Source organism: Pseudomonas sp. 91RF (assembly GCF_003576265.1).
Taxonomy (GTDB): Bacteria; Pseudomonadota; Gammaproteobacteria; order Pseudomonadales; family Pseudomonadaceae; genus Aquipseudomonas; species Aquipseudomonas kribbensis.
On the sequence record NZ_QWFC01000013.1, the window covers coordinates 59,783 to 82,053 of the forward strand.

Genomic DNA, 22,271 nt, shown 5'->3' on the forward strand with positions numbered 1-22,271 from the left:
GCGAGCCTGCTCGCGATGAACGATAACGCGGTCTACGGCTTGGCTACCCGCCACAAATACCACGCCGCCACGGTGCGATACGGACGCCACCCCAACCCGATCTCGACCATCTGCCTGCGCGTCGGCTGCACCTCCAGCCCCTTCAACCGCCGATACCCCTCACGCACGCCAAAGTCATCCGCCGGCAAAATATCCGGCCGCTCCAGGCTATAAATCAGCAACATTTCGACAGTCCAGCGCCCAACCCCGCGCAGGCTGACCAGACGCTCGATCAGCGCTTCATCCTCCATCGCCAGCGCAGTCAAATAATCTGGCACCACGCCTTCCAGAGTCGCCTGGGCAATCCCCTGAATCGTCGCAATCTTGCCCGCCGAAAACCCGCAACTGCGCAATCGATCAAAATCCGTGGCAAGGATCTGCTCCGGACGCGGAAACGTCTGTCCGGGAAACAACCCCACCAGCCGCCCGACAATCGCGTCGCCAGCCTTGGCATGCAGTTGCTGATAGGCAATCGCCCGCACCAGCGATTCATAAGGATCCCGCGCCGGATGCGGTTGATGCAGGCAAGGGCCGACTGCAGCAATGTGGCGCTGCCAGTCGGCGTCGAGGCTGGCCAGAAACTCGCTGGCTGGTTGGTAGGGATCGGGCATGGCTTACTTCAGCAGACCGTTGACTTCGCCATAGGTGAAGGCCTTGAGGTCGTGGGTATCGAGCTTGCCGCTGGCGAGGAAACTTTTCACCAGAGAGCCCATGGCGCCGTACATGAACTCGGCGATCCCGGAGCCGGCACTCAAGCGGCGCACACCGAGGGTTTTCAGTTCGTCGGGGGAGGGCAGGCCGGCCAAGCCCAGGACGTTGACCGGCAAAGCCGTGCCTTTGCAGATCGCTTCGATTTCGTAGGCAGACGTCACCCCGGCGGCGAACAGCCCATCAGCCCCGGCTGCCTGATACAGCGCTGCGCGGCGCAAGGTTTCGGCAACGCGATCCTCGGCCGGCACCAGACTTTTCAGATAAACGTCGGTGCGGGCGTTGATGAACAGCTTCACATCGCGTTTGTCGGCAACCTTGCGCGCCACTTCGATCTTGCGGGCCAGCAGTTCCGGCGTGCCACTGCCGTCTTCGATATTGATCCCGACCGCGCCGGCGGCGACCACCGCATCGATCACTTCGGCGACCCGGTCGAGGTCATCGGAATAACCGGCCTCGATGTCCACGCTCAGCGGCACCTTGATGACACGGGCAATCGACTCAACGGTGCTGATCAAGCGCTCCAGTGGCAGGGTGTTGCCGTCCGGGTAACCGTGGGCCCAGGCCACGGCGGCGCTGCTGGTGGCGACCGCTTTGCCGCCGAGCTGCTCGACCAGCCGCGCGCCCGTGGCGTCGGCGACGTTGGTCAGGATCAGCAGGCCATCGTGGTGCAACTGGTGAAACTGTGTGTCGAGCGCGTTCATCGAAATCCCTTCTTGTCGTCGTTCAGAAAGCCAGCGGTTGCGTCAGTTGCACGGCAGCGTTTTCCAGCCTGAGCAAAAACGCCTTGCGCGGTTGCCCACCACCATAGCCGGTCAACGAGCCGTCCGCACCGATCACCCGATGGCAAGGCACCACGATCGACAGCCGATTGTGCCCGTTGGCCAGGCCCACCGCGCGGCTGGCGCCAGGTTTGCCCAGGCGCGCGGCGATGGTGCCGTAAGTGCTGGTGTGGCCGTAGGGGATTTGCCGCAGTTCGGCCCAGACCTGACGGGCAAACTCGCTGCCGGGCAGGTGCAACGGCACGCTGAATTCGCTCAGTTTGCCGGCAAAGTACAGCGCCAGTTCGCTTTCGATCTGCTGCAAATGCGCGTTGTGCCCCGGCGCGACGACGTAGCCGTAGCGGTTTTGCAGTTCTTCGACTTCCCGGGTCAGCGCCGGACGGTCGAGAAACTCCAGCAACACCAGCCCGCGTCGCTCGGCCATGGCGATCATCGGCCCCAGCGGCGTGGTCAGGCGGGTGAACAGCAGCGGCTCGCTGGCCGCTGCACGTCCCGGCGTGATGTGGAATGACTTCTGAAACGCATCGCGAAAGCCGCTGAGGGATTCATAGCCGGAATCGAACGCCGCGTGGTCGATGGACGTGCCTTGTTTGATCCCGCCTAAGGCCACGCCGAGCCGGCGGGTGCGCAGCCACGCATGGAAGGTCATGCCGAAATGCTGCTTGAACCAGCGCCGTAGTTTCAGCGGTTCGATGCCTTCGGCGAGCAATTGCGCATCGCTCCAGCGCAGCTCCGGATCGGCGTCGACGGCTTTCAACAGCCGTTGCACCCAGTCCGGGGCGATGGCGGCAGCGTCCAGCGGTTTGCAGCGCAGACAGGCGCGGTAACCGGCGGACAGGCAGTCGTCAGCGTGGGCGAAGAACTCGACGTTTTCCGGTTTCGGCTTGCGCGCCGTGCAGGTCGGGCGGCAAAAAATCCCGGTGGTTTTCACCGCCGTGAAGAACACGCCTTCATAGGCAGTGTCACTTGCGAGCATGGCGCGAACCATTTCGGCGTGAGGGGGCAGGACAGCGGTCTGTATGTTCATGGGCCGAGGATAAAACCAGTTATTCGATGGCTCCACCGAAAAATCGACAGTGAATTTTCGGGCCGCTGCACTACAGTGATCGGGTCGCTACAACTCGGGAAATGAAGGTATGCCACCGTTCACGATTCACCACATCGATCACATCGTGCTGCGCGTCGCCGATCTGCAACGCAGCATTGATTTCTACGACCGGGTCTTCGGCGCCGAAGTGGTCAAGCGCAACGAAAAGTTCGGTCTGGTGCACCTGCGTGCCGGTACGTCGATGATCGATCTGGTCGACCTCGACGGCGAAATCGGCCGCAAGGGCGGCGCCGCTGCCGGCAGCGAGCGGCGCAATGTCGATCACTTCTGCCTGCGCATCGAGCCGTTCGATGAAGCGGCGCTGATCAGCCATTTACAATCCTGCGGCCTGACCGTCGACAAGGCCGCCACCCGTTTCGGTGCCGAGGGCAACGGCCTGTCGCTGTACTGCTTTGATCCGGACGGCAATCAGGTCGAACTCAAAGGCCCGTCCGAAGCTTAGGCCCGTTTGGCCATCAGCAACACCGAAGCCGCCGCCGACAACAGCCCCGCGCAGCAACGGTTGAAAATCCGCTTGCCGCGCGGCTCGGCGAACCAGCGGCGCATGTGCAGGCCCATGTACGCGTAGACGCTGATCGCGATCCATTCCAGCAGCAGGAACAGCACCCCCAGCAGCATGAACTGCGGGGTGATGGCGCGGTTCGGGTCGACGAATTGCGGCAAGAAAGCGGTGAAGATCAGAATTGCTTTTGGATTTCCTGCGGCCACCAGGAATTCCTGACGTGCCAGCGCCAGCAGTCCACTTGCCGGTGCAGTAACGGCGTCTTCAGCGGCAGGATTGGCCCGCCACAGCTGCCACGCCAGATACAGCAGATACCCCGCGCCGACTATCTTGATCCCGTAGAACAACAGCTCGGACGTCTGCAGCACCACCGCCAGCCCCGCCGCCGCGAGGGCGATCATACCGGCGAACGCCAGCAACCGACCGACCCCGGCCACGCAGGCGCGGCGATAGCCGTAGCGGGTGGCGTTGCTGACCGACAGCAGGTTGTTCGGGCCGGGCGCCATGTTCAAGGCGAAACAGGCGGGCAGAAACAGGGAAAGGGTGGCGAGATCCATGGCGCGGGCTCCGGTGGCGGGACGGCTATTTTTATCACGCTGGCGGCAGGCCGGAACCGTACAGTCAGGCTGCGGAGTCGCGGTACAGCGATTGTCGGGCGTGAATCCGTTCGAACTTTCCACCGCCCCGTCAACTCTGAAACCGTCACAGGGTGATGAATCCGCCAGAAAAAATTATCTGCCGGGTCAGAAAGGACAATTGCCGTGTAAGCTTTCGCGCCATGCGTTTCCATTCCCTAATGGCCCCAGGCGGCCCACTGTACGAGCGACTACATGCAAGCAAAGGCCCGCGAGGTTCATGTGCCACCGGTGTTGCAGGACTTGCGCGCCGGCACCGCCGAACTGCACATCGCCCTGGAAAAACGCCTTCCTTTTTTCTCCGACACCCTTGATCTGCACGCTTTCGAGCGATTGATGCGCGCCTATTACGGCTTCTATCAGCCGCTGGAAGCCGCGTTGCAGGACAGCGGCGCGATCCCCGCCGATTTCGATCTGGCTTCGCGCCTCAAGGCGCCGACCCTGCAACGGGACCTGCACGCGTTGGGCGCAAAGGGCGGGGGCTTTTCACTCTGCCGTCAGTTGCCCGCCATTGATTCCGCCGCCGCCTGCCTGGGCGTGCTGTACGTGCTCGAAGGCGCGACCCTCGGCGGACAGATCCTGCGCCGGGAAATCGCCGCACGACTGAGCCTGGGTGCGGACAACGGCGCGGCGTTTCTGGACGTCTACGGCGCCGCCACCGGCCGGCGCTGGCGCGATTTCATCGAATACCTGGGCAGCCGCCCGATGGACGCCGACGAGCGTGATGCCGTCGTGGCGGCCGCCCACACCACATTCAGCTGTTTCGAGCGCTGGCTCGAAAGCCAGGAGGTTCTGGTATGACCCCGCAAGACAAAGAAGCCTTTGAAGAGTTGCTGGCCAACTGCGCCGACGAACCGATCCGCTTTCCCGGTGCGATCCAGCCCCACGGTCTGCTGCTGACCCTGAGCGAGCCGGACCTTTCGATCATTCAGGTCAGCGCCAACGTCGAGACCTTGCTCGCGCGTCCGGCACAGGAACTGATCGGCGAGCCGCTGCAAAGCCTGATTGGCGATGCCCATGCCGCGCAGGTTCGCGAGGCCTTGCAGCAGCCGACCCTGTCGGACGCGCCGCCGCTGCACTTTCGCCTCAACGGCACGGCGTTCGAAGGCTTGCTGCATCGGCATCAGGATGTGTTGATTCTGGAGCTGGAAATCCACGTCGAAAACTTCCAGCCGCGCAACGTCGCCGGCACCGAAACCCACCTCGGGCGGATGCTCGCGCGCCTGCAAAAGGCCCAGAGCCTGCAGGCGCTGTACGACATCAGCGTCAAGGAAATCCAGGCCATGACCGGTTACGACCGGGTGCTGATCTATCGCTTCGAAGAGGAGGGCCACGGTCAGGTCATCGCCGAAGCGTCCGACCCGTCGATGGAAGTCTTCAACGGTCTGTTTTTCCCGGCCTCGGACATCCCCGAGCAGGCCCGGGAGCTGTACCGCACCAACTGGCTGCGGATCATCCCGAATGCCGACTACCAACCGGTGCCGCTGGTGCCCAAGTTGCGTCCGGACACCCAGACCCCGCTGGACCTGAGCTTCGCCACGCTGCGCAGCGTGTCGCCGATTCACTGCCAGTACATGAAGAACATGGGCGTGTTGTCCTCGATGAGCATTTCCCTGCTCAAGGGCGACCGGCTCTGGGGCCTGATCAGTTGCGGCAACCGTCAGCCGCTGCACGTGCCGCACGAATTACGCACGGCGTGCCAGACCATCGGTCAGGTGCTGTCGTTGCAGATCAGCGCAATGGAAGCGCTGGAAGTCAGTCGTCAGCGCGAAGAAAAGGTCGAGGCGCTGGCGTTGCTCAATCAAGCGATGATCGATTCGCCGCAGAACGTCTTCGATGGCCTGGCCAACCAGCCGCAGGTCCTGATGGCGCTGGCCAATGCCGGTGGCATCGCGATCATCGAAGACAAGCAATTGCACCGTTACGGCAACTGCCCGGAGCCGGAAGAAATCCGCGCCCTGCACAAATGGTTGCAGGAGCGTGGCGAGCCGGTGTTTGCCAGTCATCACCTGGCCAGCGTCTACCCGCCGGCCGCGCAGTTTCAGCAGGTCGCCAGCGGCGTGCTCGCCATGAGCCTGCCCAAACCGGTGGACAACGGCGTGCTGTGGTTCCGCCCGGAAGTCAAAGAGAACATCAACTGGAGCGGCGACCCGCGCAAGCCGCTGGATCTGGAAAACTCCGACGCCGGCCTGCGCCTGCGGCCGCGTACTTCGTTCGAAATCTGGAAAGTCGAGATGGCCGGGATTTCCACCAAGTGGAGTCACGGCGACCTGTTTGCGGCCAATGACCTGCGCCGCTCGGCACTGGAAAACGACCTGGCCCGCCAGGTGCGTCGCGAGCAGGAAGCGGTGCGCGCCCGGGATGAGCTGGTGGCGGTGGTTTCCCACGATCTGCGCAATCCGATGACGGTTATTTCGATGCTGTGCGGCATGATGCAGAAGGCTTTCAGCTCCGACGGGCCGCACACTTCGCGGCGCATCTCCACTGCTATCGACACCATGCAGCAAGCCGCCGGGCGCATGAACACGCTGCTGGAAGACTTGCTCGATACCTCGAAAATCGACGCCGGGCGCTACACCATCGCCCCGCAGAAACTCGATGTCGCACAGATGTTCGAAGAGGCGCAGTCACTGCTTGCACCATTGGCGCTGGACAAGGACATCAGCATCTCGTTCGAGGCCGATCCCGACCTGAGCATCCATGCCGATCCTGAGCGATTGTTCCAGGTGTTGTCGAATCTGGTCGGCAATGCGATCAAGTTCACGCCGCGTCTGGGCACGGTCGATGTGTTTGCCAAATCGGTCGGTGACGACATCGTCTTCACGGTGCGCGACAGCGGCGAAGGCATTCCCAAGGATCACTTGCCGCATGTGTTCGACCGTTACTGGACGGTGAAGGAAGGCAACCCGAACGGTACCGGGCTGGGCCTGTACATCACGCAAGGCATCGTCGAGGCCCATGGCGGGCGGATCGTGGCCGAGAGCGAGCCGGGGCAGGGCAGCGAATTCCGCTTCACCGTGCCACGTCTGGACTGAATACTGGCTCGCGGCGGGTGGCCTGCAACAGGGCCACCCATTCGGCGGCGAATCGATGGCAGTCGCCGGGCCAGCGGGCCGTGAGTAGTTGCCCGTCGCGCACCACAAAACCGATTTGCGGGTTCTCTGCCTGGTCGCGTTTGGCGATGAGTGGGCCTCGCACGAAGTCGGACTTGCGGGCCAGTGCGGCGGTCACTTCTGCCTCGACGGTCTGCTTGTAGGTGCGGTAGTAGCGTCCCAGCCACGCAGCTGTCATCAGCCACGCCGGCAATTCCATGGTTGCCGCCAGCAGTGCCGTAACTTTGCGCCCGAACAACACCGAACGCCCGGTATCGGGATCGAGCGTGCGGGCCAGCAACAACACGCCATGACACACCGCCGCCACGGGTTTTTCGGCTTTGAAAAATTGCAGGGCGATCTGCTGGGCCTGCTTGGACTCCAGCAGCGTGCGCATCCCCTTGGCGTGGCCGCCGGGAATCAGCAGACCATCGAACTGGCTCGGGTCGACATCGGCATACGCCAGCGGCTGCCTGAACGCTTCGGACTCGATCATTTTCGCGTAACTGTCCAGATCGGCCTTGCGCGTCATCAGCATCGAACTCAGCACGCCGAAACCGATGTCCACCAGTCGCGAGTCGGCGTGGGCGGGCAAACCTTGCGGCGTGGCAAAGCGCACTTCGATACCCGCATCGCGCATGGCCTGCCAGGGCACGCTGCTTTCGGTTGGGTCGTAATCGGCGGCTGGCAACAGAATCAGAATCATCGAGGGCGACTTCCTGGTCGAGCGTGGTCACTGAGGTAGAGCGTAGTGGGTCTGCAGGCGCGGGGGGTAATTTCATTCAATACCGAAGGGCAGGGCGCTGGTTACCGTGAGCGCCTTGTTCCTCGATTTGAAGCAGGTGTGCGATGAGTCTGATTGTGTCGATGGCGGCGTTTGCCCTGGCCGCGTCCATTACCCCGGGGCCGGTGAATATCGTGGCGTTGAGTTCGGGCGCGCAGTTCGGCTTTCGCGCCAGTCAGCGGCACGTGGCCGGGGCGACGCTGGGGTTTGTGTTATTGCTGGTGTTGATGGGGCTCGGTCTTCACGAAGTGTTGAAACTGTGGCCGTCGCTGACCCGTGCGGTGCAACTGGCCGGGGTGGCGTTTCTGCTGTTCATGGCCTGGAAACTGGCCACCGATGACGGCCAGCTAAATACGGGAGAATCGGGCAGGGCGCCGTCAATGCTCTACGGTGCGGTGATGCAATGGCTCAATCCCAAGGCCTGGCTCGCCTGTGTGGCGGGGATGGGCGCGTTTGTGGCCGACGGTGAAGCACGGCTGGTGTGGCAGTTTGCGGCGGTGTATCTGGTGATCTGTTATCTGTCGGTGGGTTGCTGGGTGTATGCCGGGACGTTCTTGCGCGGCTATCTCGGCAACCCGGCGGGGATGCGCTTGTTCAACCGGGTGATGGCTTTGTTGCTGGCGGTAAGTGCGGGGTATCTGTTGCTGCCGTGAGCGTGGCGGGCCTTGGGTTTAAAGGTGTTTAAGGATGCGTCCGGCAAGCCACAACACCTTGCGCCATTGCCTACGCATCCGCCAGAATCCGCCGGCTTGTGGGCCTTGGGGCCGGGTTCTATCGTGTGTCGGTCGCTGACGAATCAGCGATCGGGTTTCGCAGCCCGGATCAATCAAGGCGCCCAGAGCGTCGTTTCCGTTCAGCTTTTTTGGCTGATCGCGTAATGGCGGTTGTGCGCGGGATACCTTCGGGTATGCCGGGTTCCTTGATTCCCGGTCTGCGAACCCGCGTACAGCTGTCACCTCCTTTCGTTTCGCAGCGAACCGTGGCAGCTCCATCAATCAGGGAGTTTTACCATGATCAAACCAACGCCAAACCCACCCGAAACCGACCCGACCTCGCCCTACGAAACCCTCGATTCCAGGAAATTCCACGAAGCCGCCGACCGCGCCCTCGATCACTACCTCAATCCGTTCCATCCCAGAAAACCGCTGCTCAAACCCAACACCCGCTACCTCATCGCTCCCGGCATCCCGAATGAAGAGCTGCTCGCCGACGCCTGCGAAACCCTGACCTCGGCCAAAACCATGGCCAGTGATTTCGCCGGGATGATCGATGCGCCGCAGCGGCATGTGCTGCTGGGCATCGGGCAACTGATCATGCTGGCGGAACTGGCGGTGAATCGGGTGCTGGATAATCTGGAGGTGGCGGCGGATACGGCTGTTTGATGCGTTGAACAAGAAACGGTCTGCATGCGGACTGTTTTCATGTGGGATGTGAGCGAATCAAGCATGACCACCTGTCGCTACTGTCAGAGTTGACAGTAGCGATGCTCCAGACGAAAGGCGTTCGATGGCTGAGGCCACTGCCGCGTCATTCGACATCACGAAGGAGCGTTTGCCATGAGCACCCAGAATCCGGTTTTCTCTTTTTTTACCACGCACCCGGGCGGGACCCCGCTGAATAACCCCGATATTACGCAATCCAAAGGCATTGAGATCGGAGCTGACGGGCCGCCCGGAGATCCGCTGGAAATAACCGACACCCATGGCGGCACCCTTAAGGTTCTGACGCCACCCGGCAGCGTGTTCAACCAGAGCGGCCGCTACCTCCATCAGGAGCTGAACATGCTTGACGGGGTGCACACCTTTGGCTTGCGTGCGAACTCGAGTTCGGCACCCTTCGACCAATGGGGCTTGACCGTGGGTGCGGCCGAGACGCTAACGATTGATTCGATCAAGGGTTTGGTCAGCGGGAAAGAAATTCCTGAGGGCACCAGCACCGCCGAGACGTTGTTTGCCATGAGTGGCAAAGCCAGGGCGAATTCGACCTGTTATCTACGTATTGACGGTGTTCGGCAACCGGGGCTGATCGGTGTTGACGGAAACGGCGACTGGGTCTGCAACACGGCCACTCAAGTACCGGGACGTCGTAGTTATGAGATTGAAGGCAACTATGATTCGGGTCCTGTATCGACGCCGCCGAGAACGCTGACTGTGATCCAGGCACTGAGCGTCGATACCTCGGTACTCCATCTTAATGGGGTGATGGTTCGAGGTGGCCATATCCGGGCTCACAATGTGCGAGATGCTCCAGGCAACACGGCTACACGTCTCCCTAGTGGGGGGGTTAGTCCCTACACTTATGAGGCATTTCCAAGTCATATCGCCCAAGTAAATGCACAGGGCAAAGTCGAAGGAATGCACAACGGGATCGCCACAATTACTATCAGGGATCAAAGCGGCTCGGCAGTCAGCTATCAGGTGGTGGTTTCAAATATCTATAACGTCGCCATATTCCACTATGTAGGTATGAACTATCCCTTGTATTTACAAGCTCTGCCTAATTACAACGCGATCTCAATGACGCCGCAAATTCAAGCTGCACTCGGATGTTACAACCCACCAGTATTTAATTGGCCCCCACAACCCCTGCCGACCCAATACCTCGCTTGGACGGGACCGGCGAATGGCAATTCCGCGCAAGGTTACAACGCTCAATATGGAACCTTTTCCTATTACTCTCAAACTGCGGAATTTCCCAATAACGGCATAGGATTTTATTTGGCGTAAAGGGAAAGGGGGAGAAAACGCATTTCTTCACCTGCAGCAAAGTCATGCCCAATGACTCCGCCCGCTCCCCTCACGGCCCGCAGCAACGCGGGCCGTATTTGCTTTCACCCCCGATACTGCCCCGGTGTCGCCGCCAGATGCTGCTTGAACGCCCGCTGAAAATGCGCCTGGTCAGCAAACCCCGCCTCCAGTGCCACATCCGCAATCAAATGCCCGCGACGCAAACACTCACGGGCAAACTGAATACGCTGGTTGACCAGAAACGCGTGGGGCGTCATGCCGAAGTGCTGTTTGAAGGCGCGGATCAGATAGGACGGTGACAGCTCGGCAGCCGCGCAGATGTCGTCGAGGCTGAGCAGCTCGGTGCAGTGCCGGCGGATGAAGTCGGCGGCGCGTTCGAGTTTGAAGTTCGGTTCGCGCAGTGGCTGTTCGATGGGGTCCAGGCGCAGTTGCAGCTCGCTGAAAAACTCCACCGCTGCGCTCTGTTTGTGCAGCACGTCTTGCTGCTCGTTGACCAACACGCCGTACAACGCATTCAAATCGCGAAACAGACGAGCATCATTCAAATGGGTATCGGAAAACCGCCGAAACTCAAGCTCCGCACTAAAGCCCAACTGATGCTGCAGATCCGTCAGCCACGGTGTTTCCACATACAGCATCAGATACGACCACGGCTGATCGTCGATCGGGTTGCACGCGTGCACGTCCCCCGGATTCATCAGCACCACCGTGCCGGCCGTCACTTCGAACGAGGATTGCTCATGCACATAAGTGCTGCGCCCGGCGGTGATCGCACCGATGGAAAAGTGCGCGTGGGAATGCCGTGAATAGCAGACCTCACGCCCGTCGGCGATGGCCCGGGCTTCGATGAAGGGCAGGGCATCGTCGCGCCAGAAGCGCGGGGCTTGTTCGGGGTTTTTGGCGGCAGCGTGTTTCATCGTTGTGGTTCTCGGCAGGCCAGTACCCGAGTGTATTAGCTCTGGCCGGCGAAGGCTCGCTCGAGTTCGGCGATGTCGAGTTTTTTCATCCCGAGCATGGCCTGCATCGCCCGTTGGGCCTTGGTCTGGTCGGCGTCGGTCATCATGTGCATGAACGCCACCGGCACGATCTGCCACGACACGCCGAACTTGTCCTTGAGCCAGCCGCACTGTTGCGCTTCCACTGGACCGCCAGCAGACAGGTTGCCCCAGAAATGGTCGACTTCTTCCTGGTTCTGGCAGTTGACCTGAAACGAAATCGCCTCATTGAACTTGAACACCGGCCCGCCATTGAGGCCGGTGAAGGTGTGGCCGTCGAGTTCGAAACTGACGGTCATCACCGAGCCTTCCGGGCGACCGTGAAATTCCTGGCCGGCCTTGCCGTAGTGGGTGAGGGCGGTGATTTTCGAGTGGTCGAAGATCGAGCAGTAAAACTTCGCCGCCGCCTCGGCCTGATCGTCGAACCACAGGCAGGGCGTCAGTTTTTGAAAGCGTTGCATGGCAGTCATCCTCGGCAGGTTGGACACGCTGGATTAAGAGCTTAGCCAGTCTGTGCCCGGCTGGCGGTGCCGCGGATCGATGGTTGGATGCAATGAGGATGTAATGTAGTCGTATTGACTTTGTTGTTTGTCAAAATGACTCTTTTGTGTTTGTGTCAAATTGACTCGTATTTTCGCAACTGGCTGATATTGCTGGGCTAAAAATCTGGCACGCAAGTTGAAGTGTCTTGCGTACAAACCGACCCGCTCAGGAGTACGAAAACATGTTCACTTTCTTCGAGAGTCCGCTGAACGTTCTGCACCTGTCGAGCAAAGTGCTCGTCGCCGGTCTTGTCATGTTGCTGGCCGGGATCTACGGCGCTTATCTGTATCAGGGCCACATGCCGATTGCGCTGCTGGTGGCGATGCACGCGATGACCATCGTAGGCCCGACGCTGATCAAGATCGGTTACGTCATGCGGTTGCTGTCGCAATATCGACTGGCCCGGTTCCCTGTCATGGCGGTGGCCTGAGATGCGCAGACTCGCCGCAGCACCTGTGTTCAGCCTTGGTTTTCGGCCGCTGTTTCTGGCCGGTGCCGGATTTGCCGCTCTGGCGATCCTGGTCTGGGGTCTGTGGCTTTACGGCCACTGGTTCGACCTGCAACCGGCGGGCGGCATGCTCGCCTGGCACCGGCATGAAATGCCGTTCGGTTTCGCGGCGGCGATTGTTGCCGGGTTTCTGCTGACGGCGGTGCCCAACTGGACGGGGATTCCTGGCGTGCGCGGCGGGGCGTTGATTGCGTTGGTTTCGGTCTGGCTTTTCGGGCGTATGGCGTGGTGGATGCCGTTGCCCGTTGAATTGCTCCTCACGCTGCAATGGATTTTTCTGCCGCTGCTGGCGGTGATGCTGGCGCGGGATCTGATTGCTGCGGGCAAGCGCGATAACTACCCGATTGTGCTGGTACTCGCGCTGATGGCGGGTTGTCAGGCGCTGACTTTGATTGGCCTGTTCAACGACGACACCGGCCTGCAACGCCAAGGCGTGCTGGGTGCGCTGTGGCTGATTGCAGCACTGATGACCGTGATCGGCGGGCGGGTGATTCCGTTCTTCATCCAGCGTGGCTTGAACCGTCCACCGGCGCCGGCCGCCCATCCGTTACCCACGCGGTTGCTGTTGATCGGCAGTCTACTGACGGCGATCACGTTTGCGGCGGGTCTCAACGATTCACCCCGGCTGTGGCTGGCAGCGCTGTTTGCGCTCACCGGCAGTTTGCAGATACTGCGGCTGATCCGCTGGCATGATCGCGGGATGTGGCGGGTGCCGCTGCTCTGGTCTTTGTACCTGGCTTACGGCTGGATGGCATTGGCAACCTGGGCCATGGCGGCGTGGCATCTGGGGCTGATCGGCCAGCAAAGCCTGGCGACCCATGCGCTGGCGGTTGGCGGTGTCGGCGGCTTGATTCTGGCGATGATTGCGCGGGTCAGCCTCGGCCACACCGGGCGGCTGTTGCAGCCGCCGAAAGCCGTGGTGCTGGGGTTTGCATTGGTGTTGATCGCGGCGGGTTGTCGGGTGTTGCTGGTGCCGTTTTCGAGTCTGGGGCTCGGGCTGTCCGTGGTGCTCTGGTGCGCTGCGTTTGCTCTGTTTTTACGGCATTACACCGGGATCCTGCTCAAACCGAGGCTGTAGATTCTTTAGCCGCGACGCTCGGCAATCATCAACAACGACTGCGGCACGGGGCTTTGCGGATGCTGCGGCTCGCGCAGGCTGGTCAACTGAAACCCGGCCATGTCCAGCGCATTCAGCCAACTGGACAAGGTGCGGAAATACCACGGCATCGGCTGCCACTGGCCCTTGAACCCGTCGAAGGTTTCTTCCCGCCAGCCATCCTGATAATCACCCGCTGCCACCGACCACGGATGCAGTGTCTGGATCACCAGCGCGCCGCCGGGCACGAGCAGGGCGTTCATGGCGGCGAGCAACGGGATGATGTCCTGATGCAGCAGGGAGAAGTTGGCGCAGATCAGGTCGTAATCGCAGCCGATGTCGACTTTCGCTTCCACCAGATCTTCATAACTGGCGACGTGCACCGCACACGATCCCGCCGCTTGCGCTGCCTCGACCAGCGTCGCATCACCGTCCACGCCAACCGCTTCGATTCCCCGTTCTGCCAGTGCTCGCAACAGCCAGCCCTCGCCGCATCCCAGATCGAGCACACGCTCCGGCTGGCGCCCCATCACCGCCAACAGAATCGACTGATCGGTGACTTGTTGGCGGCTCTCGATGGCGCCACTGCGGATGGCTTCGGTCCAGGCCTGAGCGTTGTGGCTCCAGCTCTGGAGGAGGGTGGACTCAGGCGAGGACATGGCGAACTCCGAGGATGCGGGTGCAGGCAAGGATAGGTCAGGTGCAGTCCGCCAGACGAATCCGGTTGCGTCCGCCGCGCTTGGATTCGTAGAGCGCGCTGTCACCCTGTTCGATCAATGCCGCGAGGCTGGCCGGCGGCTGGTCGAAGACCTTGGCGCCGATGCTCAGCGTTACCGCTTCCGGGGTGACGTAGGACTGAGAAGTCATCTGCTGAAACTGCTCACGCAGCTCGCTGCCCAGCACCATGATCTGTTCGTGGGAAGCATCGCCCAGCAACATGACGAATTCATCTCCGCCCAGCCTTGCCGCCAGCGCGTCCTGAGGCAACTGCGAGCGGATCATCTCGCTGAGCGAAATCAGCAGGCGGTCGCCGGCGGTGTGGCCATACAGATCGTTGATCAGTTTGAAGTTGTCGATGTCGATCAGCAGCAGGGCGCCGGGGCGGGCGCTGGAGACTTCCCCGAGCAGGCGCGGCGCGCGGACTTCGAGGGCGCGGCGGTTGTACAACGCGGTCAGCGGATCCCGGGCGGCCAGTTCGGCGATCTGTTTTTCCCGGCGGTAGCGCTCGGTGCCGGTCATCGACAGCGCGATCAGCATGATCGCCATCGCGCCTTCGACCAGAGAGATCTGAATGATCTCGCCGCGCAGCGACGCCAGATCGATCAGCGTGCCCGGGAGTACCGCCGTAATCGCCTTGGCGAAATAAAACAGCCCGTGAATCAACAGCACATAACGCAGTTGCACGGCGCCAATGCTCAATGATTTGCCGTGAGGGCGCAGCAGCAGACTGGCCCGCAGCATCAGCACGGCCACCAGCAGCGAGTTGGCCACCAGCATGATCTTCGACCACGAGGGATCTTCCGGTAACAGCAGCAACCCCAGCCACACGAGGAACATCAAGTACCAGGCTCGTGATAGCGACCGCTGGGTAAACCTCGCGACGCCCAGCAGGAACAGCCAGTGCGCAACGACCAGCAAGCCGTTGGCGAACCAGATGCCGATCAATGGATAACCGTTGGCGCGCAGCAGGGCCAGGCTCGAGCCGACGGTGATGGTGGCGAAACCGGCGCTCCAGAACAGCAACGAGGATTCGCGGATGCTGCGCCATTCGACCGCCAGGTAAAGGGCGGCCGCCGCTGCCAGGGCGGTGGAAATGGTCAACATCGTAAGGGGGTCGAGCGCCATGAAAAGAGAGGTCTGTCTGAATGGTGGTAATGGGCCACGATTGTAAGCGTTCCCCCAGTGCGCTGCTATTTTCACTCACCGGATATTCCATTTGCGGGAGGTGTGCCATGGATCGACTGACTGGCGGTTGTCTGTGCGGCGCGGTACGGATCGAAACGACGGGCCGACCCTGGCGGGTTGGCGTTTGCCATTGTCTGGATTGCCGCAAACATCACGGCGCGCTGTTTGCGTCGGCGGCGATCTTTCCGGCGGAGGCGGTGACCATCACGGGCGAAACCCGGGACTACGCCGGGCGGTTTTTCTGCCCGCGCTGTGGTTCATCGGTGTTCGGTCGCAGTGGCGATGAAATCGAGGTCAGTCTGGGCGCGCTGGATGCGCCCGATCGGTTGCAGCCGACTTATGAACTGTGGACGGTGCGTCGCGAGTCGTGGCTGCCGGCGTTTCCATTGGCCAGACACTATGTGGGTAATCGCGAGGGGGCGGGGAGAACCGAAGAGTAGCCGGGGTCAGGTATGGCGCCTGACCCCGGCCAATAAAATCAGCCGCGAATAAAGGCCAGCAGATCAGCGTTGATCGTCGGCGCCTCGGTGGTCGGCATGCCGTGAGGGAAGCCTGGATAAATCTTCAGCGTGCTGTTTTTCAGCAGTTTCGCCGAGAGTACGCCGGCGTTTTCGTACGGCACGATCTGGTCGTCGTCGCCGTGCATCACCAGCACCGGGATCGAGATGCCTTTCAGATCCTCGGTGAAGTCGGTCTGCGAGAAAGCGACGATCCCGTCATAGTGCGCCTTGGCGCCGCCCATCATGCCCTGACGCCACCAGTTGAGCACGACAGGCTCCGAAGGCTTGGCCCCCGGCCGGTTGTAGCCATAGAACGGGCCGGCCGGCACGTCGTGATAGAACTGCGCACGATTGGCTGCCAGTTGGGCCTGAAGATCGTCGAACACCGACTTCGGCAGGCCGCCGGGATTGCTTTCGGTTTTCACCATCAGCGGCGGGACGGCACTGATGATCGCGGCTTTGGAGACTCGATCTTCGCCATGTCGGGCGATGTAGTGAATCACCTCGCCGCCACCGGTGGAGTGGCCAACGTGCACGGCTTTCTGCGTTCCCAGATGATTGACCACCGCCGCCACATCATCGGCGTAGTGATCCATGTCGTGGCCGTCCCAGACCTGGCTCGAGCGACCGTGACCCCGTCGGTCATGGGCCACCACCCGGAAGCCCTGAGCAAGGAAGAACAGCATCTGCGCATCCCAATCGTCCGAGCTCAGCGGCCAGCCGTGGTGGAAGTGGATCACCGGGGCGTCTTTCGGCCCCCAGTCCTTGTAGAAGATTTCGACGCCGTCTTTCGTTGTGACATAGCCCATGTTCGCTACTCCTGAAAATGCGGAACGGAAACCTGAAGGGGTGAGGACAAGCGCTATGAACTCTAGGACTGAAGTGCGCTTTAAGGTCAAGCAAGTTCCGAACGGTCATCGCTGGCGTGAATGGTGGGCCATAGCCGTTGTGCGCTTGACCTTAAAGTCTGGTTGAACCTTAGAGTGGCGCTGACCGGCCACCTGCCGGGCCACTCATCGAGAAAGGTCAGCGAACATGAGCAAGCGCTTTACAGAAGTCGAATTCGGATCGCATAAGGTCGAGGTGCTGGAGGGCGGCTACTACGACCGTTTCCGCATGAACCCCAACCTCGACGAAGTGGCCCGGGACAAGGCCGCCGGCAACATCGACTTCTTCCGGCGCATTCCCAAGCAGCAGGTCGCGTCCAGAGTCGGGCCGACCTGGGCACCAAACTTCTATTACCGATCCGGCAGCGTGCAGTTGCTGTTCCTCGCACCGCTGGACCGCTTGCGCGCCACCTTGCCTGCGCCGCTTGAACCGCTGCGGGCGCTTCCCGGTTACGGACTGGTGGCGCTGACGTTTTTCTCCTACTCGGTCTGCGACAACGACCCGTACGACGAAGTCTCCGTGGCGATTGTCGTGCGTCGCCCCGGCGCCCGTGGCTCCCATGCGCTTGAACTGATGGACGCCATGCGCCGGCGCAGCTTCACCGCCCATGTGCTGGCGCTGCCGGTGAACACCGAAATCGCCCGGGTGCGCGGCGTGCACGGCTATCAACTGCCCAAGTGGCGCGCCGACATCAACGTGAACATCGGCGCTAGCGTCAGTGCTCGCATCGACGGGCCCAAGGGCCTGCCGGACCTGGTGTTGAAAGCGCCGCTGCCGACCCTGAAAAACGTCACCCCGCAATCACGCATGAACACCGCCACCATGATTCATCAGGTCGATGGCCTGTGGCACCAGAGCGTGGTGCAGAGCAACACACTATCCTTTGCCCAACGCCTGTTTCCCCGCGATGTGCAGCTGGATCGCAATGGCGGCCCCCTGAGCCAGTTGCTCGACGGCCTCGGGGCTACGCGGATCCTGCGCCTGGACGTGATCAAGGACGCCCAGATCGTGCTCAACCTGCCGGTGCCGCTGACAGCACGGCCATGACCGGTGGTCGCGGCGGCTGGTCGTCGGGGCAAAATGCGCTTAGCTGAAAGGGATAAGCCGAGGCGTGCACGGCATCGAATGCTGTCGCAACGCCCCTTCAGAACACCGTGAGTCTGAGGAAATCCCCGATGCTGACCTTGAACATCAATGGCAAGGATCAGGAGCTCGATGTCCCCGCGGACATGCCGTTGCTCTGGGTTCTGCGCGATGTCGCGCACCTGACCGGCACCAAGTTCGGTTGTGGCATGGCCCAGTGTGGCGCGTGCACCGTGCATGTCGATGGCGCGCCGTTGCGCTCCTGCATCACGCCGGCCACCGCCGTCGCCCATGGCCAGAAAATCCTCACCATCGAAGGTCTCTCGACCGACGGTTCGCACCCGGTGCAGCAAGCCTGGGCCGAACTGGACGTGGTGCAGTGCGGTTACTGCCAGTCCGGGCAGATCATGTCCGCCGCCGCGTTGCTGGCGAAAATCCCCAAACCCACCGACGACGACATCGATCAGGCGCTCTCCGGCAACATCTGCCGCTGCGGCACCTATCCAAGAATCCGCGCGGCGGTCAAACGTGCCGCCGACATCGGTTGAGCGAGGGGAGGTGAGTGATGAACAGTCCTGTATCCCGTCGCGGATTTCTCAAGGGCAGTGCCGTGCTTGGCGGTGGTCTCGTCGTGGCGTTTGTGGTGCCCGGTGGCAACCGCTTTGCCTCGGCGGCGGAGAATGAAGGCAAGGCCTTCGCGCCGAACGCGTTCCTGCGGATTGCGCCGGACAACAGCGTCACCGTGCTGCTCGGCCATTCGGAAATGGGCCAGGGCATCTGGACCGGCCTGACCATGCTGATTGCCGAAGAACTCGACGCCGACTGGTCGAAGATCCGCGTCGAGCACTCGCCGGCCTCGGCTGCCGATTACGGCATGCCGGCGTTTGGCGGGATGCAGATCACCGGCGGTTCGACTTCGACCTGGATGGAGTTCGACCGTTACCGGCTCGCGGGCGCCACCGCGCGGCAGATGTTGATCGAGGCGGCCGCCAAGCGTTTCAACGTGGCGCCGTCGACGATCCGCACCGAATCCGGCGTGGTGATTGCCGGCGACAACCGCGCCACCTACGGCGAACTGGCGGACGCCGCCGGACAACTGCCGGTGCCGGATCCGAAGTCGATCACCTTCAAGGAAGCCAAGGACTGGAAAGTCATCGGCAAACCCACCAAACGACTCGATACACCGGAGAAAATCACCGGCCGTGCCAAGTTCGGCATGGACGTGCAGTTCGACGGGTTGATGACGGCGATGGTCGCGAGGGCCCCGGTGTTCGGCGCCAGTGTAAAGTCCTTCGAAGGCGCGCAAGCGCTGGCCATTCCCGGCGTGCGCAAAGTGGTGCAGGTGCCCACGGGCGTGGCGGTGATTGCCGATCATTACTGGGCGGCAAAACTGGGGCGTGATGCATTGAAAGTCGATTGGGATCTGGGGCCGCACGCGGATCTGAGCAGCGAAAAACTGCTGGAGAGTTTCCGCAAACTTGCCGCCACACCGGGCATTTCCGCCAGTCAGGCCGGGGATGCCAAGGGCAGCTTTGGCAAAGCGGCGAAGAAAATCGATGTCGAGTACAGCGTGCCGTATCTGGCTCATGCGCCGATGGAGCCGCTGAACTGCACGGTGAAGATCACCGCAGACAAATGCGAGATCTGGACCGGTACCCAGTTTCAGACGCTGGACCAAATGATCGCCGGCAAGATCACCGGACTGAAACCCGAGCAGGTGGAAATCCATACCGAATTTCTCGGCGGCGGTTTCGGGCGCCGGGCCAACCCGACTTCGGATTTTGTCGCCGAAGCGGTGCAGGTGGCGAAGGCTGCCGCGATGCCGGTGAAAACCGTGTGGTCGCGGGAGGATGACATTCGCGGCGGGTATTACCGCTCGATGTTCCTGCATCAGGCGCGGATCGGCCTCGGCGCCGACGGCATGCCGCAAGCGTGGCAGCATGTGCTGGTCGGGCAGTCGATCATGGCCGGCACCATGCTGGAAAAAACCATGGTCAAGAACGGCGTCGACCAGACCTCGGTCGAGGGCGTGGCGGACAGTCCGTACATAAAGGGGCTGGCGGATCATCAGGTCGATCTGCATTCGCCGGCCACCGGGATCAACGTGCTGTGGTTGCGTTCGGTGGGCCACAGCCACACCGCGTTTGTCATGGAGTCGCTGATCGATGAAATGGCCACGGCGGCGGGCAAGGACCCGGTGGAATACCGGCGAACGTTGCTCAAGGATCACGCCCGGCACCTTGGCGTGCTGAATCTGGCGGTGGAGAAGGCCAACTGGAAAGCGCCGCTGCCCGACGGCCATGCGCTGGGCGTGGCGGTGCACGAGTCATTCGGCAGTTATGTGGCGCAGGTGGCCGAGGTATCGCAGGACAACCTGAAGATTCGCGTGCACCGGGTGGTGTGCGCAGTGGATTGCGGGATTGCGGTCAACCCGCAGAGCATCGCGGCGCAGATGGAATCGTGCATCACCTTCGGCCTGGGCATGGCGCTGCACAGCAAGCTGACACTCAAGGACGGTCAGGTCGTGCAGTCCAACTATCACGACTATCAGGTGCTTCGGCTGAACGAGATGCCGGTGGTCGAGGTGCATATCGTGCCGAGCACGGACAAGCCCGGCGGCATCGGCGAGGCCGGTGTGCCGCCGACCGCGCCGGCGGTGGCCAACGCGGTGTTCGCCCTGACCGGGCAGCGCCTGCGGGAATTGCCGCTGCAACTGTCGGGGGTGTGAGATGAAACGACATCTGTTGTTGGGCACGGTGATTCTGGTCGGTCTGGGCGGTTATGCGTCGGACCTGTTCGCTGACGATCAGGAAGCCCTGAAGGCTTTTGGCACGGTGCAGAAAGTGTTCCAGAGCCCGCGTTGTCAGAACTGCCACATTCCCGGCGATTCACCGTTGCAGTTCGACGCCGGCACGCCCCACGCGATGAACGTGGTGCGCGGCATGGACGGCAAGGGAGCCGCCGGTTTGCCCTGCGCCACCTGCCACGCCGAAACCAATCCGCCGGCCAGTTACGGCCCCCACGCACCACCGGGTGCGCCGCACTGGAGCCTGCCGCCGGCCTCGCACAAGATGGCCTGGATCGGTCTGCCGCCGGATCGCTTGTGCGCGATGATCAAGGACCGCAGCAGCAACGGCGACCGGGACTTCGCCGCGCTGATCAAGCACGTCAGCGAGGACAAACTGGTGCTCTGGGGCTGGAATCCAGGAGCAGGGCGGCAACCGGTGCCGGTGCCCCACGACATCTTCGTCAGTCAATTCAAGCTTTGGGCGGATGCCGGAGGGCCATGCCCGGTGGCCGGCGGATGAGCATTTGAGTCATCGCCGAATCGGTCTACGCTAAAGACCACTGATGACAATGGAGTGCACTGATGCTGGTTCCAGGCAAACCCGTTAATGAAGCGGCACGCATACAGGCGTTGCATGGATTGAATCTTCTCGATACCGCCCCCGAAGAGCGTTTCGACCGCCTGACACGTCTGGCCAGGCGCCTGTTCAACGTACCGATCGCGCTGGTCACGCTGGTGGACAAGGAGCGGCAATGGTTCAAGTCCTGCGTGGGGCTGGACACTACCGAAACGCCACGTTCTGTTTCGTTCTGCGGCCACGCGATTCTCAAGGATGAACTGCTGCTGGTGCCCGATGCCCGCGAGGACGAGCGTTTTCACGACAATCCGTTGGTGACCGGGGAGCCGAAGATCCGTTTCTATGCCGGTTACCCGCTGACCGTGCCCGACGGCAACAAGATGGGCACCTTGTGCCTGATCGACACCAGACCCCGTGATCTTGACGATGAAGAGCGCGCCTTGTTGCGCGATCTGGCGGGCATGGCCGAGCAGGAACTGATGGCCGTGCAGATGGCGAGCATGGACGAGCTGACGCTGCTGTCCAACCGCCGGGGCTTCAAGATGCTGGCCCAACATGCGCTGGACGCCTGCGCACGCCTGGAAAAACCGGCGACGCTGCTGTTTTTCGACCTCAACGACTTCAAGCAGATCAACGACCTTTACGGGCATGCCGAGGGCGACAGCGCGCTAAAGACCTTCGCCGATGTGTTGCGCATTGCCTTTCGCGAGAGCGACGTGGTCGGGCGTCTGGGCGGCGATGAATTCGTGGCGCTGCTGACGGGCTCAAGTCATGTGGAAACCACCAGAATCATGGCACGGCTCAAGGAAATTCTCGAAGAGCGCAATGCCACGTTGCATCGGGGTTACGCGATTCGCTTCAGTGTCGGGCAGATCGAGTACGACCCGCGACGGCATGAAACCGTGGACAAGCTGCTGGCGGATGCGGATGGGGCGATGTATCCCCATAAGCAGGCTTTAAAGCGTTGTTAGTAGTGGTCAACAATTCGCGG

24 protein-coding genes are annotated in these 22,271 nt (G+C 61.7%); 14 read left to right on the plus strand and 10 right to left on the minus strand.

Features of this window, described 5'->3' with window-relative positions:
- Positions 1–32: 32 nt before the first annotated feature.
- The 3 genes from DXT77_RS02920 to DXT77_RS02930 are packed head-to-tail and all read right to left on the minus strand — an operon-like array spanning position 33 to position 2,556.
- Positions 33–650, minus strand: a complete 618-nt coding sequence (locus DXT77_RS02920; RefSeq protein WP_119426557.1) for a DNA-3-methyladenine glycosylase — start codon at positions 648–650, stop codon at positions 33–35.
- A gap of 3 nt (positions 651–653) precedes the next feature.
- Complete coding sequence (locus DXT77_RS02925) at positions 654–1,451, minus strand: isocitrate lyase/phosphoenolpyruvate mutase family protein (protein ID WP_119426558.1); 798 nt, start codon at positions 1,449–1,451, stop codon at positions 654–656.
- A 22-nt stretch (positions 1,452–1,473) separates the two neighbouring features.
- A complete protein-coding gene (locus DXT77_RS02930) occupies positions 1,474–2,556 on the minus strand; it encodes a bifunctional transcriptional activator/DNA repair enzyme AdaA (RefSeq protein ID WP_119426559.1) in 1,083 nt (360 codons plus the stop codon).
- Positions 2,557–2,665: 109 nt separating this feature from the next.
- Here DXT77_RS02930 and DXT77_RS02935 point away from each other — a divergent pair, with 109 nt between their 5' ends.
- Entirely contained in the window at positions 2,666–3,079 is a 414-nt protein-coding gene (locus DXT77_RS02935) for a VOC family protein (RefSeq protein WP_085733099.1), read from the plus strand.
- On the opposite strand, the gene DXT77_RS02940 is transcribed toward DXT77_RS02935, so the two are convergent.
- Positions 3,076–3,696 (minus strand): LysE family translocator, encoded by a 621-nt coding sequence (locus DXT77_RS02940; RefSeq protein WP_119426560.1) that lies wholly within the window; start codon positions 3,694–3,696, stop codon positions 3,076–3,078. The genes DXT77_RS02935 and DXT77_RS02940 overlap by 4 nt on opposite strands.
- A 273-nt stretch (positions 3,697–3,969) precedes the next feature.
- Here DXT77_RS02940 and DXT77_RS02945 point away from each other — a divergent pair, with 273 nt between their 5' ends.
- Positions 3,970–4,575: a biliverdin-producing heme oxygenase gene (locus DXT77_RS02945; protein WP_119426561.1), complete on the plus strand. Its 606-nt coding sequence runs from the start codon at positions 3,970–3,972 to the stop codon at positions 4,573–4,575.
- Positions 4,572–6,809, plus strand: coding sequence for an ATP-binding protein (locus DXT77_RS02950; RefSeq protein WP_119426562.1), 2,238 nt, complete (start codon positions 4,572–4,574; stop codon positions 6,807–6,809). Before DXT77_RS02945 ends, DXT77_RS02950 begins: the two co-directional genes overlap by 4 nt.
- Here DXT77_RS02950 and DXT77_RS02955 read toward each other — a convergent pair.
- On the minus strand, positions 6,787–7,572 hold the full coding sequence (locus DXT77_RS02955; protein ID WP_119426563.1) for a type 1 glutamine amidotransferase domain-containing protein: 786 nt from the start codon (positions 7,570–7,572) through the stop codon (positions 6,787–6,789). The two genes, DXT77_RS02950 and DXT77_RS02955, sit on opposite strands and share 23 nt — an antisense overlap.
- A 143-nt stretch (positions 7,573–7,715) precedes the next feature.
- On the opposite strand from DXT77_RS02955, the gene DXT77_RS02960 reads away from it, so the two are divergent.
- The 3 genes from DXT77_RS02960 to DXT77_RS02970 all read left to right on the plus strand — a co-directional run bounded on the left by DXT77_RS02960 (position 7,716) and on the right by DXT77_RS02970 (position 10,376).
- A complete protein-coding gene (locus DXT77_RS02960) occupies positions 7,716–8,303 on the plus strand; it encodes a LysE family translocator (protein ID WP_119426564.1) in 588 nt (195 codons plus the stop codon).
- Between the two features lie 357 nt (positions 8,304–8,660).
- Positions 8,661–9,032 (plus strand): DUF6124 family protein, encoded by a 372-nt coding sequence (locus DXT77_RS02965; RefSeq protein ID WP_119426565.1) that lies wholly within the window; start codon positions 8,661–8,663, stop codon positions 9,030–9,032.
- Positions 9,033–9,206: 174 nt separating this feature from the next.
- Positions 9,207–10,376 carry a hypothetical protein gene (locus tag DXT77_RS02970; RefSeq protein WP_119426566.1) on the plus strand — a complete coding sequence of 390 codons (1,170 nt, stop codon included), beginning with the start codon at positions 9,207–9,209 and terminating at the stop codon, positions 10,374–10,376.
- Between the two features lie 104 nt (positions 10,377–10,480).
- Here the strand turns inward: DXT77_RS02970 and DXT77_RS02975 are convergent, their stop codons facing one another.
- A complete protein-coding gene (locus DXT77_RS02975; RefSeq protein WP_119426567.1) occupies positions 10,481–11,314 on the minus strand; it encodes an AraC family transcriptional regulator in 834 nt (277 codons plus the stop codon).
- A gap of 35 nt (positions 11,315–11,349) precedes the next feature.
- Positions 11,350–11,853, minus strand: coding sequence for a VOC family protein (locus DXT77_RS02980; RefSeq protein ID WP_085733091.1), 504 nt, complete (start codon positions 11,851–11,853; stop codon positions 11,350–11,352).
- Between the two features lie 263 nt (positions 11,854–12,116).
- On the opposite strand from DXT77_RS02980, the gene DXT77_RS02985 reads away from it, so the two are divergent.
- Positions 12,117–12,365, plus strand: a complete 249-nt coding sequence (locus DXT77_RS02985) for a transmembrane sensor/regulator PpyR (RefSeq protein WP_119426568.1) — start codon at positions 12,117–12,119, stop codon at positions 12,363–12,365.
- Between the two features lies 1 nt (position 12,366).
- Positions 12,367–13,521: an NnrS family protein gene (locus DXT77_RS02990; RefSeq protein WP_119426569.1), complete on the plus strand. Its 1,155-nt coding sequence runs from the start codon at positions 12,367–12,369 to the stop codon at positions 13,519–13,521.
- A gap of 5 nt (positions 13,522–13,526) precedes the next feature.
- Here the strand turns inward: DXT77_RS02990 and DXT77_RS02995 are convergent, their stop codons facing one another.
- On the minus strand, positions 13,527–14,198 hold the full coding sequence (locus DXT77_RS02995; RefSeq protein ID WP_119426570.1) for a bifunctional 2-polyprenyl-6-hydroxyphenol methylase/3-demethylubiquinol 3-O-methyltransferase UbiG: 672 nt from the start codon (positions 14,196–14,198) through the stop codon (positions 13,527–13,529).
- A gap of 37 nt (positions 14,199–14,235) precedes the next feature.
- Entirely contained in the window at positions 14,236–15,384 is a 1,149-nt protein-coding gene (locus DXT77_RS03000; RefSeq protein ID WP_119426571.1) for a GGDEF domain-containing protein, read from the minus strand.
- 107 nt (positions 15,385–15,491) lie between these two features.
- Between DXT77_RS03000 and DXT77_RS03005 the strand changes: the two genes are divergently transcribed.
- The gene (locus DXT77_RS03005; RefSeq protein ID WP_119426572.1) at positions 15,492–15,884 is read left to right on the plus strand and encodes a GFA family protein; all 393 of its coding nucleotides are present in this window, start codon (positions 15,492–15,494) and stop codon (positions 15,882–15,884) included.
- 38 nt (positions 15,885–15,922) lie between these two features.
- On the opposite strand, the gene DXT77_RS03010 is transcribed toward DXT77_RS03005, so the two are convergent.
- Positions 15,923–16,753 (minus strand): alpha/beta fold hydrolase, encoded by an 831-nt coding sequence (locus DXT77_RS03010; protein ID WP_119426573.1) that lies wholly within the window; start codon positions 16,751–16,753, stop codon positions 15,923–15,925.
- A gap of 226 nt (positions 16,754–16,979) precedes the next feature.
- Between DXT77_RS03010 and DXT77_RS03015 the strand changes: the two genes are divergently transcribed.
- From DXT77_RS03015 to DXT77_RS03035, 5 genes are all read left to right on the plus strand, one after another.
- Complete coding sequence (locus DXT77_RS03015; RefSeq protein WP_119426574.1) at positions 16,980–17,879, plus strand: acetoacetate decarboxylase; 900 nt, start codon at positions 16,980–16,982, stop codon at positions 17,877–17,879.
- A 128-nt stretch (positions 17,880–18,007) separates the two neighbouring features.
- On the plus strand, positions 18,008–18,463 hold the full coding sequence (locus tag DXT77_RS03020) for a (2Fe-2S)-binding protein (RefSeq protein WP_119426575.1): 456 nt from the start codon (positions 18,008–18,010) through the stop codon (positions 18,461–18,463).
- A gap of 17 nt (positions 18,464–18,480) precedes the next feature.
- Complete coding sequence (locus tag DXT77_RS03025; protein ID WP_119426576.1) at positions 18,481–20,643, plus strand: xanthine dehydrogenase family protein molybdopterin-binding subunit; 2,163 nt, start codon at positions 18,481–18,483, stop codon at positions 20,641–20,643.
- A gap of 1 nt (position 20,644) precedes the next feature.
- Entirely contained in the window at positions 20,645–21,223 is a 579-nt protein-coding gene (locus DXT77_RS03030) for a hypothetical protein (protein WP_119426577.1), read from the plus strand.
- A gap of 62 nt (positions 21,224–21,285) precedes the next feature.
- Positions 21,286–22,251, plus strand: a complete 966-nt coding sequence (locus DXT77_RS03035) for a diguanylate cyclase (RefSeq protein ID WP_119426578.1) — start codon at positions 21,286–21,288, stop codon at positions 22,249–22,251.
- Positions 22,252–22,271: the final 20 nt, after the last annotated feature.